Raw genomic sequence first — 14,381 nt, 5'->3', positions numbered from 1 at the left:
TGTGCGGTGTGGCGTCTTGCGTGCCGTTTATTTTTCAAGATCGGTTTCCGAGATGCGCAGCAGGGCGTCCCGGTCGCGCACCACCAGTCCGGCAGGCTCTATGCGGATGGCGTCTTCGCGCTCCATGGCCTTGAGTTCCTGGTTCACGCGCTGACGTGATGCGCCCAGCAACTGGGCAAGTTCTTCCTGCGCCAGTTGCAGGCTGATACGCATCTCGCTGTTGTCCGACAGGCTGGGCACGCCGTAGCTGCGCACCAGGTGCAGCAACTGCTTGGCCAGGCGTGCGCGCAGCGGCAAGGTGTTGAGGTCTTCGACCAGGCCGAAGAGCTGGCGTATGCGGCGCGCATGCAGGCGCAGCATGGCCTCGTAAAGCTCCACGTGCGTCGCCAGTATTTTCTTGAAATCGGCCTTGGCCACGCAGAGTATGGTGGTCTCGCCATGCGCATAGGCATCGTGGGTGCGCCGGTCGCCGTCGAAGATCGCCACATCGCCGAACCAGATGCCCGGCTCCACATAGGTCAGCGTGATCTGTTTGCCCGATATCGAGGTCGAGCTGATGCGCACCGCACCCTTGGCGCAGGCAATCCATTGTTCGGGCGGGTCGCCGCGCGCGGCGATCAGGTCGCCATCCTTGTACCGCTGGACGTAGGCGCATCGGAGTATGTCGTGCCGCAGGGACGGCGAGAGCGAAGAAAACCAGCGACCTTCGTTGATCGCTGTGCGTTCTTCTATCGTAAGGATGGGATCGTCCATGGGCTGTCTTTTGGGTGACTGGGGAATGAAGCGCCGGGCATTCATTGTCGCCTCTGTCACACTGCCCGGAGCATGCGGCAGCCGTATGGCTGTCGCATGGGTGTCGCGTGTCTGCTGACCGCTGGTCCTAGCGGTATTGCGGGGTACGCTTCTCGAGGAAGGCGCTGATGCCTTCGCCGCCGTTGGAATCGTGCAGGTTATCGACAAAATGATCCCGCTCGCTGATCAGTTGCTGGCCCAGCGTATTGCCGGCGGCATCGTTGATCAGTTCCTTGATGCTGGACAGCGCATTGGGCGCACGTGCATTGAGGCGTTCTGCCAGCTTGAGGGCCTCCGTCAGGGCCGAGCCCGCGCCTGTCACGCGGTTGACGAGGCCAAAATCAAACAGCCGCTGCGCACCGATGCGCTCGCCGGCCATCAGCAACTCGCTCGCCAGTGGACGGGGCAGGGCGCGCGCCAGGCTCCAGCTGCCGCCGCCGTCCGGCGACAGGCCCACGGTGCTGTACGACATCACAAATACCGCGTTGTCGGCCGCGACGCAGAAATCGCAGGCCAGGGCCAGCGAGAAACCCGCGCCAGCGGCAGCCCCCTCGACCGCCGCGATAACAGGTTTGGGGTAGGTGCGTATGGAGTCGATCCAGCTGTGCAGGCTGTCTATGCTTTGCGCCTGGACTTCTTTGGGCTCGCGCCGGTTGCCCTGCAGGCGCTGCAGGTTGCCGCCCGCGCAGAACATGCTGCCTTCGCCGGTGATGACGACGCTGCGGATGTCCGGGTTGTTCTCGGCAGCGTTGAGCGCTTCAACCCCTGCGCTGTAGATCTCGGGCCCCAGGGCGTTTTTGAACTCGGGGTTGCTGATCGTCAGGATGAGGGTCTGGCCCTCACTGGTACTTTTGATTGCGCCTGCCATTAAGTCTTCCAAAGTGTTGAGTTGGGTCCGGTGCAAGCGGGTGCCGCAGGACCGGCTTTGCCGGACTGCAGGCGCCGCCCCCTGCAAGGGGGGAAGGTGCTACACGAAGTGAGCATCCGAAGGGGGTGTTCAACTCTCCTCATGCATGAGACTCAGGCCTATCGCGCCACGCCTGCGCAGCCATGGAGAGGGGCGGTAGCGCTGGTCGCCGTACACCGTCTGCATGTTGAACAGCACCTCCAGCACATTGGTCGGGCCGTAGCGGTCACCCATGGCCAGCGGGCCCATGGGGTAGCCTAGGCCTAGCGTCACGGCCGTCTCAAGGTCTTTCGGACTGCAGATGCCCTGCTGGCAGATGTCGCTGGCGATGTTGACGATGGTCGCCACCACGCGCTGGGTGACAAAACCGCCGCTGTCGCGAATCACGCTCACGGCCTTGCCGTCGCGGGCGAAGAGGGCGTGTGCGGCGTCGCGCATGTCGGTGCGGGTGGCGGGGTTGGTCGCCAGCACGCGGCGTTTGGTCGCAGCATCGTCAATCAGCATGTCAATGCCTATGGTGCGGGCCGGGTCCAGCCGCTCGACCACGGCGACCGTGGTGATGTCAAAACCCAGCGGTGCGACCAGTGTCAGTGCCTGGGGCGAGGCAGACGCGCCGGTTTCGATTTTTGCGCCCAGATCTTTGAGCAGCTGCAGCAACTCGGCACGGCGCGCCGCGCGCGGGGAAACCCAGACTGGCGGCATTTCTGCAACAACGGGCGCCGGCGCTTCGGGTGTGGTCTGCATGACACCACCTTCGTATTTGTAAAAGCCTTCACCGGTCTTGCGTCCCAGCATGCCGCCGGCCAGGCGTTGCGCGGTGATCACGCTCGGGCGGTAACGCGCTTCGTCGTAATACTGGCGATAGACCGACTCCATGACCGGGTGCGACACGTCAAGCGCCGTCAGGTCCATCAGTTCGAAAGGGCCGAGCTTGAACCCGACCTGGTCGCGCAGGATGCGGTCAATGGTGGCGAAATCGGCAATGCCTTCGCTGACGATACGCAGGGCTTCGGTGCCGTAACCGCGGCCGGCATGGTTCACGATGAAGCCCGGTGTGTCTTGGGCCAGCACCGGCGTGTGGCCCATCTGGCGGGCGTAGTCCATCAGCTGGGTGCACACGGCAGCGCTGGTTTTGAGACCGGCGATCACTTCGACCACCTTCATGAGCGGCACGGGGTTGAAAAAATGGTAACCGGCAAAACGGCCAGGGTGTTTGAGTTTGGCCGCAATGGCCGTGACAGACAGCGATGAGGTATTGGTGACGAGCACCGCCTCGGGTGACACCAGCCCTTCGAGTTCCGCAAACAGGGATTGTTTGACGTCAAGACGCTCGACCACGGCCTCAACGATCAGGTCGCAGTCAGCCAGTTCTGCCAGAGTGGCAAGGGTGAGAACACGTGATTTGTGGCCGGCAGCGACGCTGTCCTCCAGCCTGCCTTTGGCGACCAGCTTGTCCCACTGGTCGTGGAGGGCGGCCTTGGCCTTTACGCCTGCGTCAGCCTGCAAATCGAACAATTTGACGGTGCTGCCGGCCTGGGCGGCGATTTGTGCAATTCCGCGTCCCATGGCACCGGTGCCAACAACGCCTACTGTTTTATAAATGGGTTTCATGGAAAAGTATTATTACGCAGCGCCCGACCTGTAACAGCTGTGCCAAAATCGTATGAGTGAACTTATCCAAGCGACTGTGAAGCCCCTGTGAAAAAGAGCCAGATTGTCCTTGCCTGTCTGCTGTTGTTTGCTGCATCCAGCAGCATGGCCATGTCGCTTGGACGACACCGCGGCGCCGCCATCATTGGCCGTCCTCTGGACATTTCCATACAGGCCGTGCTTGATGCCCAGGAAGACCTGGCTACGGCGTGCATTGACGCCGATGTTTTTTATTCGGACACCAAGCTGTCAAGAGGGCGGGTTCAGGTCAGCTCTGAAAGAGTCGGCAGCGGCCAGGATGCCGTGATTCACGTCCGCACCTCGGTACCGATAGATGAGCCTGTCGTCAGCATCTATCTGCGTGCGGGCTGCCTGCAGAAAAACGAGAAGAAGTTTGTTGTGCTGGCTGATCTGGTGTCCGAGCAGGCACCACAGATGCAGGCTCCTGGCATTGCTGTCCGGCAGGCCATATCCGCGCCGGTCGCTGCACCTGGCCCTGCGGCGCCCGCCGCGTCCGCCACGGCGACCTCGCCAGGTTCCGTACCTTCTGCCGCAAGCGCAACGCGCCGGTCCCGCAACCGGGCTGTTGCGGCTGAAGCAGGTTCGGCAGCGACCGCGCCGCAGGCGAGCAGCCGCCCACCCGTGGTTGCCGCTGCGGCTGCGCCAGGAAAAGGCACCGCACCTGTCATCAGCCGGAGCCAGCGCGCCAAAGAGGCGAGGGAAGCAAAAGCGGCAGCCAAAACAGGTGCCCGCCTCAAGCTTGAACCGCTGGATCTCACCATCGAGCGGGATCCGTCCCTGAAGGCCTCGACCGAAATGCTCAGCACGCCGTCATCGAGCCCGCAGGAGCGCTCGGCTGCTGCTGCACTCTGGCGCGCCCTGACCCTGCAGCCGCAGGACATGCTGCGGGATGCTGAAAAGCTCCAGAGCCTGGAAGCATCGGTACAGACCTTGCGGGTCCAAAGCCAGAAGAACCGGCTCGCTATCGAAACGCTGAATGGGCAGGTCAAGCAGGCCGAGGCCGATCGTTATGCCAATGTGCTGGTGTATGCGCTGGCTGCACTGTTACTGCTTGCGGTGGCGGCCCTGGCTTACTTTGTGCGCGGCTGGCTCCTGCTGAAGCGCAGTGATGACGGTGACCTGCCGTGGTGGCGGAAAAAGGAGCCGCTTGACAAAGGCTGGGCCAGCAGTGCGCCTGACATTGATGCACTGACGCCAGCTGAGCAGGCGCAGGCAGCAAAGAGGGCTGTCAAGACCCTGAAAGCGGGGAAGATCAGTAAAGGATCGGCGGAACCGTCTTCTGACCTCGACCTGGATCTCGGGGCAAACGAGTCGGGGTTCACTGAAGTCAAGCACCTGTCGCAGGTGGGTAATTCCGATTCGGTGCCACCGCTGTCCCGCCGGGATCGGTCCGATTTTGCGATGAGCATGACCCACCCGTCGCGGGCGGTAAAGGCGGAAGAGCTCTTTGACGTCCAGCAACAGGCGGACTTTTTTGTATCCCTGGGCCAGACCGAGCAGGCCGTTGAGGTGCTCCGTGAGCATATCAGCGAGAACGTTCAGACCAGTGCGCTTGTCTATCTGGACCTGTTCAAGCTGTACCACCAGCTTGGGCGCGAAGAAGATTATGAAGATTTGCGCCAGACCTTCAACCAGCTTTTCAATTCCAAGATTCCAGCCTTCCAGTTTTACACGGACAAGGATTCAGGGGCCGGCCTGGAGGCCTATCAGATAGCGATGTCGCGTATTGAAGCACTGTGGCCGTCCCCCAAGGTGCTCGACATCATTGAGGAGTCGATTTTCCGCAAACCCGACGCCGGGGCGGAAGCCTTTGACCTTGAAGCCTATCGTGAGCTGCTGATGCTTTATTCGGTTGCCAGGGAGATTATTAACCCGGAGGCGAATGCCGGTAACGCCTTGCCGAAGTTTGATCTGCCGGATTCCGGGTTTGACAATGAAATCAAGACCACCAAATTCGTTTCTACGTCCATCCAGCCGCTGTCGGCATCGGTGTCCGTGCCCGAAGCACGGGAATACAGCCAACCCTTTCTTGAGTCCGTCATACCGCCTTCATCACCAAACCTCGGGCTTGATCTTGACCTGAGCCTTTTTGACAACGAAAGTGCAGCAGCACCGCCGGCAGTGGAAGAAGAGTCTGATTCAAGGTTCTTTGCGCAGTTCGCAGCGGATATTGCCATTCCTCCGCCAGCGCAGGCAAGTCCTGCATCGCCGCCAGCCGCAGCGCACCTGGACAACTCGATAGAGTTTGACTCCTACCAGTTGTCCATAGACCCGACAGGCAAACCCAAACCGCCCAAGCGCTAGTTATGAAGTGGCAGGAACCCGGGGACGCAGGTTTGACCCCACTGCGAGTGCTCAAGCCCCGGTAACGCCAGTCTCCCGGACCACTCCGGGGGACAAGCTATTGAAACGCCACCACCACTAGAACTTGATGCCGGCCGGGTTGCTGGGGGGCGGCTGAATCGGTGGCGGGGCGGGACGCTCGGCTTCCGGGTTGCCGGGGCCTGCGGTTGCCGTTGGCGGGGGCGGGGTTGCCACCACGACCAGTGGCGTCGCCGGTGCCTGGCGATAGCCTGAAGGCAGTGCTGATGTTTCCGGGTAGCCCGCAGCATTGAGGAACTGCGTCCACTCCGTATCCGAATAGCCCTTGAGCTGCTGGCCGCCTATGGTTGCAAAGGGCAGGGCGTTGTCGCCGCTGATGCGCTGAAGAGCCTGGCCGTCTGCGGGGGTGTTGACGGTTTTTTCGGTAAACGGAATGCCGCGCGCATTGAGCATGTTGCGGGCCGAGCCGCAGGGGCCGCAAGCGGCGCTTGTGTAGAGGGTCACGGGGTATTTCGAGGCAATCTGGCGCAACTCGAAAGGCAGGGCAGAGCTGCCCGAGCCTGCGGGCGAACCGCCTCCACCTGAGGTAACTTTGGCTGCGGTGGCGGCAGGAGGCGGTTTGTCGGAAAAAGTGACCTTGCCATCCGGGCCTACGATGCGATACACCTGCTGTGCATGGGCGACCGTCATCAGCAGGCCGGCTGCGACCGCAACAGCGCCAGTGGTGATGAGTTTGCTAAGGATTGCTTTCATGTTGTCTCTTCCCGGTAATCGTTGCGCGCATGGCGCGGCATCATGGGTGTGGGGTGTTTGGATGCGCCATCATTGTCCAGAGCGCACTATATCCAGCTCCTTAACGTGTTCAGGCCATTCCCTGATGACGCAGGAGTGCATCAATCGTCGGTTCGCGGCCACGAAATGCCTTGAATGACTCCATGGCTGGACGGCTGCCGCCCGCTTCCAGGATGGCGCGACGGTATTTGCGGCCGGTTTCCACTGTCACCGTGCTGGCAGACCCTTCGCTGTCGCCGGTAGGCACTGCGCTTTCCTCAAACGCCGCATAGGCATCTGCGGAAAGCACCTCCGCCCATTTGTAGCTGTAGTAACCCGCGGCATAACCACCTGAAAAGATATGGCCGAAGGTGTTGGGCGTACGGGTGTAGGCGGGCGACTTGATGACGGCAACCTCGTCACGAACTTTGTTGAGTACGGCCATAACGTCATCGCCGGGCTTGTAGCCGGTATGCAGCAGCATGTCGAACAGCGAGAACTCGACCTGCCGCAGGGTCTGCATGCCGCTCTGGAAGTTCTTGGCCGCCAGCATCTTGTCGAACAGTGCGCGTGGCAGGGGCTCGCCGGTGTCTACGTGCGAAGTCATGTGCTTGAGCACATCCCACTCCCAGCAGAAATTCTCCATGAACTGGCTGGGCAACTCGACTGCGTCCCACTCGACACCGCTGATGCCGGAGACATCGCGCTCGTTGATCTGCGTCAGCATGTGGTGCAGGCCGTGACCGAATTCGTGGAACAGCGTGGTGACGTCATCGTGTGTCAGCAGGGCGGGTTTACCGCCAACCCCATCGGCAAAGTTGCAGACCAGGTGTGCCACCGGCGTCTGCAACTGGCCGTTGTCCGGGCGCAGCCAGCGGGTACGTACATCGTCCATCCAGGCGCCGCCGCGCTTACCGGTACGGGCGGGCTGGTCGAGGTAAAACTGGCCGACCAGTTCCCCCGCGCGCTCAATGCGATAGAACTCCACGCCCGGCTTCCACACGGGGGCCGAATCCTTGCTGATCGCGACTTCAAACAGTGTTTCAACAATCTTGAAGAGGCCGGCCAGCACCTTGGGCGCCGTGAAGTACTGTTTGACTTCCTGCTCGCTGAAGGCATAACGCTCTTCCTTGAGTTTTTCGCCGATATAGGCGTAGTCCCAGGCCTGCGGTTCCGTGATGCCCATGCGCTCGGCAGCGAAAGCGCGCAGATCTGCAACATCTTTTTCGCCATACGGCTTGGCCCGGTGAGCAAGATCACGCAAGAAAGTGATGACTTCTTCTGGCGACTTGGCCATCTTGGCGACGACCGACACTTCACCGAAATTTTTATAGCCCAGCAACTGCGCTTCTTCGAGCCGCAGCGCGAGGATTTCCTGCATCACAGCAGTGTTATCGAACTTGCTGAACTCTGCAGGTGCCTGGTCGCTGGCGCGTGTGCTGTAGGCTCTGTAAATGATTTCGCGCAATGCGCTGCTGTGCGCGAACTGCATCACCGGCAGGTAGCTGGGCATTTTCAGTGTGATCTTGTAGCCGTCCTTGCCTTCGGCTTTGGCAAGCTCCCGGGCTGTCTGGATGGTGTCGGCCGGAACACCTTCAAGCTCGCTTTCCTGTGCGTAATACGCAAACGCGTCGGTGGCGTCCAGCGAGTTTTCGCTGAACTTCTGGCTCAGTTCGGCCTGGCGTTCCTGGATTTTTGCAAAGCGTTCTTTCGCCGCACCCGTCAGTTCGGCGCCTGACAGCACGAAGTTGCGCATGGCGTTTTTGTGCGCCTGAAGCTGTTCGGCATTGAGCGTCTTGGTGTCAATCGCCTTGTACTTCGCGTACAGGCGTTCGTCGGCACCCAGGCGTGTCCAGAATTCCGTGACTTTTGGCAGGTCTGCGTTGTAGGCAGCCCTCAGTTCAGGCGTGTCTGCCACGCTGTTGAGGTGGCTGACCGAGCTCCACGCCTTTCCCAATTTTTCAGTGGCCACGTCCAGCACCGCAGAAATTGCATTCCAGTCAGACGGAAAGTCTGCCGCCGTGACTTTTTCAAGGGCTGCATTGGCCTGCAACAGCAACTCATCAATGGCTGGGGCAACATGCTCGGGCTGGATACGGTCAAACAGCGGCAGGCCGGAGAAATCAAGAAGTGGATTGGTCATGAAAGACTATTTAAGGGTTGCCAGCGCAATAAAAAGGGCCAAAAACACATTCCCGAAGGAAAATGAAGGCGAAGAAGGCGCTAGTCTTGCGCGCGTTTCTTGACGCTGGTCTGCAGGCGTTTTTTGGCGCGTTTGACTGTGCCGCCCGGCGTCAGGCGCTGGTTGCCCAGAACACGCAGGGTTTTGACCTCCGGGCGCTGGCCGTAGCGTGAGCTGTTTTTAAGCACCTTGATGTCGCGCGGGCCGGGCATGCGGTCTTCGTTGACCTTCTTTTCCTTCTCGGGCATGGGTCGCCAGAGCACCAGCAGCTTGCCGATGTGCTGTATGGGCGCGGCATTGAGTTCATCTGCCAGCGTCTGGAAGATGGCTTCGCGTCCGGGGCGGTCATCGGATTGCACACGAACCTTGATCAGCCCGTGGGCGTTCAGGGCCGCATTGATTTCTTTCTGGACGGCAGGGGTAAGGCCGTCGGAGCCAATCATCACCACGGGGTTGAGGTGATGTGCGTCAGACCGGTGGTCCTTGCGCTGGGCGGGGGTAAGTTGTATTTGAGCCATGGCCTGATTATCGACGCTGGCGCAGGTTTTTGAAGGGGCGACAATCGGGGCATGAAAGCAAATACGAAGCCAGCCGCCAAAACACCGGCAAAAACCGGTGGCAAGGTCAACAAGGCCTGGCTGCACGAGCACATCAACGACCCCTATGTAAAACTGGCGCAAAAAGAGGGCTATCGGGCGCGTGCCGCCTACAAGCTCAAGGAAATCGACGAGAACCTTAACCTGATCCGCCCGGGCTACGTGGTGGTGGATCTGGGCAGTACGCCGGGCGCCTGGAGCCAGTATGCCCGGCGCAAGCTCTCACCATCAGGGGCCGCTGCGGGCGGCCTCAACGGCAAAATCGTGGCGCTTGACCTGCTGCCCATGGAGCCGATCGAGGGTGTTGTCTTCATACAGGGCGATTTCCGTGAAACAGAGGTTCTGCAGGCGCTGGAGCAGACGCTGGCGGCAACGGCGGGTGACCGCAAGGTCGACGTGGTGATCTCTGACATGGCGCCCAATCTGTCCGGCATTGAGTCGGCAGATGCGGCCCGCATCAGCGACCTGGTGGAACTGGCTGTTGATTTTTCGGTCAACCACCTCAAGCCTGACGGCGCGCTGGTCGTCAAGCTCTTTCATGGCGGTGCCTATGACCCCATGGTCAAACTGTTCAAGGACACGTTCAAGGTGTTCAAGCGCTTCAAGCCCAAGGCTTCCCGGCCCGGGTCGTCTGAAACATTCCTCGTCGGCCTGGGTCTCAAATAGCTCCTGCAAAGATGCAAATGGCAGCATCGGCATTCGGCATAAATGCCAAAAAAGCCTAAACCCGCTTCAAGCCAAGGGATGAAACAGCCGTTTTATGCGGTTTTGACCCTTGAAAGGCCTAAAATCAGTCGCATGTGCCATCCCATCTGCTTTGGGTTCTTAGTCATCGGAGTCATCCTTGAATAATCAGTGGTTTTCCAAAATTGCAATCTGGCTGGTGATCGCCATGGTGCTGTTCACCGTATTCAAGCAGTTTGATACGCGCGGTGGTGCCAATGCGACTTCATTGGGTTACTCCGAATTTCTCGAAGAGGTTCGCGGCAAACGCATCAAGCAGGCCACCATCGCCGAAGGCCAGGGCGGCACCGAGATCATCGCCACCACCACTGATGACCGCAAGGTTCGCACGACGGCCACCTACCTTGACCGCGGCCTGGTCGGCGACCTGATCGCCAACGACGTCAAGTTCGATGTCAAGGCCCGTGAAGAAGGCTCCCTGCTCATGACGCTGCTGGTCAGCTGGGGCCCCATGCTGCTGTTGATCGGCGTCTGGGTTTATTTCATGCGCCAGATGCAGGGCGGCGGTAAGGGCGGGGCGTTCAGCTTCGGCAAATCCAAGGCGCGCCTGCTTGACGAATCGACCAATCCCGTGACCTTCGCCGACGTTGCCGGTTGCGACGAGGCCAAGGAAGAGGTCAAGGAGGTCGTCGACTTCCTGAAAGACCCGCAAAAATTCCAGAAACTGGGCGGACGCATTCCACGCGGCCTGCTGCTGGTCGGCCCGCCGGGCACCGGCAAGACTTTGTTGGCCAAGAGCATTGCAGGTGAAGCCAAGGTTCCTTTCTTTTCGATCTCGGGTTCCGACTTCGTGGAAATGTTTGTCGGCGTGGGCGCTTCCCGCGTTCGCGACATGTTCGACAACGCCAAGAAAAACGCCCCCTGCATCATCTTTATCGATGAAATCGATGCCGTCGGACGCCAGCGTGGCGCCGGCCTGGGTGGCGGTAACGACGAGCGTGAACAGACCCTCAACCAGATGTTGGTCGAGATGGACGGTTTTGAAACCAACGTCGGCGTGATCGTCGTCGCTGCGACCAACCGCCCCGACATTCTTGATGCCGCCTTGCTGCGCCCCGGCCGTTTTGACCGCCAGGTCTATGTCACACTGCCTGACATTCGCGGCCGCGAACAGATTCTCAACGTGCACATGCGCAAGGTCCCGCTTGGCCAGGATGTCAGCCCTGGCGTGATCGCCCGTGGCACACCCGGCATGTCCGGTGCCGACCTGGCCAATCTCTGCAACGAAGCCGCACTGATGGCCGCACGCCGCAGCGCACGCACGGTGGAAATGCAGGATTTCGAAAAGGCCAAGGACAAGATCCTCATGGGCCCTGAGCGCAAGAGCATGGTCATGCCCGAGGAAGAGCGCCGCAATACCGCGTATCACGAGTCCGGCCACGCACTGATCGGCAAGATGCTGCCCAAGTGCGACCCTGTGCACAAGGTCACCATCATTCCACGTGGCCGCGCCCTTGGCGTCACCATGAGCCTGCCCGCGCAGGATCGCTACAGCTATGACCGCGAATTCATGTTGAGCCAGATCAGCATGCTTTTTGGTGGCCGAATCGCTGAAGAAGTGTTCATGAACCAGATGACGACCGGCGCCAGCAATGACTTCGAGCGCGCCACGTCACTGGCCCGCGACATGGTGACCCGCTACGGCATGACCGAAGCCCTGGGCCCCATGGTCTACGCCGAGAATGAAGGCGAAGTGTTTCTGGGCCGTTCGGTTACCAAGACCAACAACATGAGCGAAGCGACCCTGCAAAAGGTGGACAGCGAAGTGCGCCGCATCATCGACCAGCAGTACACCGTTGCGCGTACGCTGATTGAGGAAAACAAGGACAAGATGCACGCCATGGCCAAGGCCCTGCTCGAATGGGAAACCATCGACGGCGACCAGCTTGATGACATCATCGCGGGCAAGGAGCCGCGCCCGCCCAAGGACTGGACACCGCGTAACCCGTCGGTGGACAGCAGTGGCGGCGGCCCGACGGGTGGCACTCCGGCGGTCAGTACAGACCCTGCGCCCACGGTGGCCTGATGCCGCTTTGAGACTTTGACAAACCCGGGCTGGTCCCGGGTTTTCTTTTATCTGGTTCGGCTGATTTTTTACAGAGATTTTTGTGTTCTGGCAAACCTCACGCTTTCAGATTGACCTGACCCGTCCGCGGGTCATGGGCATCATCAACACCACGCCTGATTCGTTTTCTGACGGCGGCAAGTTTTATCGTCCTGACGGCAGCGTGCTGGGCATCTTTGAGCGTTGCGCGCAACTGATCGACGAGGGCGCTGACATTCTTGATATAGGTGGTGAATCGACCCGCCCTGGCGCCACGCCATTGCCCCTTGAAGAGGAACTCGCCCGCGTGTTGCCGGTCGTGCGCCACGCGGTGCGGCTTGGTGTACCGGTCTCGGTAGATACCTACAAGCCCGAGGTCATGCAGGCCGTGCTGGATCTTGGCGCAGACATCATCAATGACATCTGGGCGCTGCGCCAAGAGGGGGCGCATGAGGTGGTCTCCCTGCACCCGACCTGTGGCGTCTGCCTGATGCACATGCACCGTGAGCCGACAACCATGCAGGTCTCGCCCATGACCGGCAATGTGCCCGAGCAGGTGCTGGATTTCCTGAAAAAAAGCGCAGCACAACTTGAGGCGCTCGGCGTCGACAGGTCGCGCATCGTGCTTGACCCCGGCATAGGTTTTGGCAAGACGGTGGCGCAGAACTTCTCCCTGCTCGCCCGGCAGCGTGAGCTGTTGGCGGCTGGTTACCCGGTACTTGCAGGCTGGTCACGCAAGTCGTCGCTGGCCGCCGTCGTCAATGACTCGCTGGCGTCGGTGGCGACGCTTGATGTCACAGACCGCATGGTTCCCAGCGTGGCGGCGGCCCTGCTGGCGGTGGACCGGGGCGCGCGCGTGGTGCGTGTACATGATGTCCGCGAAACCGTTCAGGCATTGAAGGTCTGGTCTGCAGCATGTTGAAACTGGGTAAGGCGGCCTACGCTTGAGGGCAGGGCCGCATCCTAAAATATTGTTCTTTCAAAAAATAACAAGGTGCCCAGGGGCAACAACACATGACCAGAAAATACTTTGGCACTGACGGCATACGCGGCACTGTGGGCCAGGCGCCGATTACGCCGGATTTTGTCTTGAGGCTGGCGCATGCCGTGGGGCGGGTGCTCAAGCGCACTGAATCGCGGCCGGTGGTACTGATAGGCAAGGACACCCGCATCTCCGGCTACATGCTGGAAAGTGCGCTTGAGTCGGGCTTCAATTCCGCGGGCGTGGATGTCGTGCTTCTGGGGCCGCTGCCAACGCCCGGCGTGGCGTATCTGACGCGCACACAGCGCGCCAGCCTGGGCGTGGTCATCAGCGCCAGCCACAACCCTTTTGCCGACAACGGCATCAAGTTTTTCAGTGCCCAGGGCGCCAAACTCGACGACGACTGGGAACTCAGTGTAGAAGCCGCGCTGGAGGAGGCGCCGGTGTGGATCGATTCAGCCAACCTCGGCAAAACCCGGCGGCTTGACGACGCGGCCGGCCGTTACATCGAATTCTGCAAAAGCACATTCGCCAATGACCTCACGCTCAAGGGCATGAAAATCGTGGTCGATGCGGCCCATGGCGCGGCCTATCACATCGCCCCCCAGGTGTTTCATGAGCTGGGCGCTGATGTCACCTGCATTGGCTGCTCTCCTGACGGCTTGAACATCAATCACGAGGTGGGTGCCACGCATCCCGAGTCGCTGATCAAGGCGGTGAAAGCGTACGGCGCACATTACGGCATCGCACTCGATGGCGATGCCGACCGGCTGCAGCTCGTTGATGCTGAGGGGCGGCTGTTCAACGGCGACGAAGTGCTGTACCTGATGGTCGATGAACGTCTGGCGCGCGGCGAAGCCGTGCCGGGCGCCGTCGGTACATTGATGACCAATATGGCGGTTGAGGTAGCCCTCAAACAGAAGGGCGTCGAGTTCGTACGCGCCAAGGTGGGCGACCGCTACGTGCTTGAAGAACTTGAAAAACGCGGCTGGCTGCTCGGCGGTGAGGGCTCCGGCCATCTGCTGGCGCTTGACAAACACTCGACCGGCGACGGCCTCATCAGCGCCTTGCAGGTGCTGCAGGCCTGTGTGCGCAGCGGCAAAACCATTGCGGAGCTGCTGGGCGATGTGGTGCTGTTCCCGCAAACATTGTTGAACGTTCGCATCAGCGCCGGTCTTGACTGGCAGTCCAACGCGAAGCTCAAGGTCGAGACAGTCGCGGTGGAATCAGAATTGGGCGATACCGGCAGGGTGTTGATACGCGCCAGCGGCACCGAGCCGCTGCTGCGCGTGATGGTTGAGGCGCGTGATGCCGACCAGGCGCTGGCGTGCGCAGAGCGCATTGCCAGCACCATCAAGGCCTGAGCGCAA

General features: G+C 60.6%; 11 protein-coding genes. 5 read left to right on the top strand and 6 right to left on the bottom strand.

The annotated features are described in order from the left end of the window. Positions 1–27 precede the first annotated feature (27 nt). From HYX42_RS03830 to HYX42_RS03820, 3 genes are all read right to left on the bottom strand, one after another. On the bottom strand, positions 28–753 hold the full coding sequence (locus HYX42_RS03830) for a Crp/Fnr family transcriptional regulator (RefSeq protein ID WP_293399769.1): 726 nt from the start codon (positions 751–753) through the stop codon (positions 28–30). Positions 754–880: 127 nt separating this feature from the next. Then, a complete protein-coding gene (locus tag HYX42_RS03825; protein ID WP_293399766.1) occupies positions 881–1,660 on the bottom strand; it encodes an oxepin-CoA hydrolase, alternative type in 780 nt (259 codons plus the stop codon). A 129-nt stretch (positions 1,661–1,789) separates the two neighbouring features. After that, positions 1,790–3,310: a 3-hydroxyacyl-CoA dehydrogenase gene (locus HYX42_RS03820; protein ID WP_293399763.1), complete on the bottom strand. Its 1,521-nt coding sequence runs from the start codon at positions 3,308–3,310 to the stop codon at positions 1,790–1,792. Positions 3,311–3,460: 150 nt separating this feature from the next. Here HYX42_RS03820 and HYX42_RS03815 point away from each other — a divergent pair, with 150 nt between their 5' ends. Further along, positions 3,461–5,674, top strand: coding sequence for a hypothetical protein (locus tag HYX42_RS03815; RefSeq protein ID WP_293399761.1), 2,214 nt, complete (start codon positions 3,461–3,463; stop codon positions 5,672–5,674). A 117-nt stretch (positions 5,675–5,791) separates the two neighbouring features. On the opposite strand, the gene HYX42_RS03810 is transcribed toward HYX42_RS03815, so the two are convergent. The 3 genes from HYX42_RS03810 to HYX42_RS03800 all read right to left on the bottom strand — a co-directional run bounded on the left by HYX42_RS03810 (position 5,792) and on the right by HYX42_RS03800 (position 9,163). Next, positions 5,792–6,445 (bottom strand): glutaredoxin family protein, encoded by a 654-nt coding sequence (locus HYX42_RS03810; protein ID WP_293399758.1) that lies wholly within the window; start codon positions 6,443–6,445, stop codon positions 5,792–5,794. Between the two features lie 109 nt (positions 6,446–6,554). Continuing rightward, entirely contained in the window at positions 6,555–8,606 is a 2,052-nt protein-coding gene (locus HYX42_RS03805; RefSeq protein WP_293399756.1) for a M3 family metallopeptidase, read from the bottom strand. 80 nt (positions 8,607–8,686) lie between these two features. After that, positions 8,687–9,163 carry a YhbY family RNA-binding protein gene (locus HYX42_RS03800; RefSeq protein ID WP_293399753.1) on the bottom strand — a complete coding sequence of 159 codons (477 nt, stop codon included), beginning with the start codon at positions 9,161–9,163 and terminating at the stop codon, positions 8,687–8,689. A 51-nt stretch (positions 9,164–9,214) separates the two neighbouring features. Between HYX42_RS03800 and HYX42_RS03795 the strand changes: the two genes are divergently transcribed. From HYX42_RS03795 to glmM, 4 genes are all read left to right on the top strand, one after another. Beyond that, positions 9,215–9,907, top strand: a complete 693-nt coding sequence (locus HYX42_RS03795; protein WP_293399750.1) for an RlmE family RNA methyltransferase — start codon at positions 9,215–9,217, stop codon at positions 9,905–9,907. 178 nt (positions 9,908–10,085) lie between these two features. Beyond that, complete coding sequence (ftsH, locus tag HYX42_RS03790) at positions 10,086–12,011, top strand: ATP-dependent zinc metalloprotease FtsH (protein WP_293399747.1); 1,926 nt, start codon at positions 10,086–10,088, stop codon at positions 12,009–12,011. Between the two features lie 82 nt (positions 12,012–12,093). Continuing rightward, entirely contained in the window at positions 12,094–12,951 is an 858-nt protein-coding gene (gene folP / locus HYX42_RS03785) for a dihydropteroate synthase (protein WP_293399744.1), read from the top strand. A 92-nt stretch (positions 12,952–13,043) separates the two neighbouring features. Further along, on the top strand, positions 13,044–14,375 hold the full coding sequence (glmM, locus tag HYX42_RS03780; RefSeq protein WP_293399741.1) for a phosphoglucosamine mutase: 1,332 nt from the start codon (positions 13,044–13,046) through the stop codon (positions 14,373–14,375). Positions 14,376–14,381 lie beyond the last annotated feature (6 nt).

The sequence above is a fragment of the Polaromonas sp. genome (assembly GCF_016185115.1).
Taxonomy (GTDB): Bacteria; Pseudomonadota; Gammaproteobacteria; order Burkholderiales; family Burkholderiaceae_C; genus Polaromonas.
Note: the sequence above shows the minus strand (reverse complement) of the source record. Positions and strands in the feature narration are given on the sequence as shown.

Excerpts from the sequence above, each read along its gene's own strand:
- HYX42_RS03800 (WP_293399753.1), bottom strand. The coding sequence starts at position 9,163 with ATGGCTCAAATACAACTTACCCCCGCCCAGCGCAAGGACCACCGGTCT.
- HYX42_RS03815 (WP_293399761.1), top strand. The coding sequence starts at position 3,461 with ATGTCGCTTGGACGACACCGCGGCGCCGCCATCATTGGCCGTCCTCTG.
- glmM (WP_293399741.1), top strand. The coding sequence starts at position 13,044 with ATGACCAGAAAATACTTTGGCACTGACGGCATACGCGGCACTGTGGGC.
- HYX42_RS03795 (WP_293399750.1), top strand. The coding sequence starts at position 9,215 with ATGAAAGCAAATACGAAGCCAGCCGCCAAAACACCGGCAAAAACCGGT.
- HYX42_RS03830 (WP_293399769.1), bottom strand. The coding sequence starts at position 753 with ATGGACGATCCCATCCTTACGATAGAAGAACGCACAGCGATCAACGAA.
- HYX42_RS03805 (WP_293399756.1), bottom strand. The coding sequence starts at position 8,606 with ATGACCAATCCACTTCTTGATTTCTCCGGCCTGCCGCTGTTTGACCGT.
- HYX42_RS03820 (WP_293399763.1), bottom strand. The coding sequence starts at position 3,310 with ATGAAACCCATTTATAAAACAGTAGGCGTTGTTGGCACCGGTGCCATG.
- HYX42_RS03810 (WP_293399758.1), bottom strand. The coding sequence starts at position 6,445 with ATGAAAGCAATCCTTAGCAAACTCATCACCACTGGCGCTGTTGCGGTC.
- HYX42_RS03825 (WP_293399766.1), bottom strand. The coding sequence starts at position 1,660 with ATGGCAGGCGCAATCAAAAGTACCAGTGAGGGCCAGACCCTCATCCTG.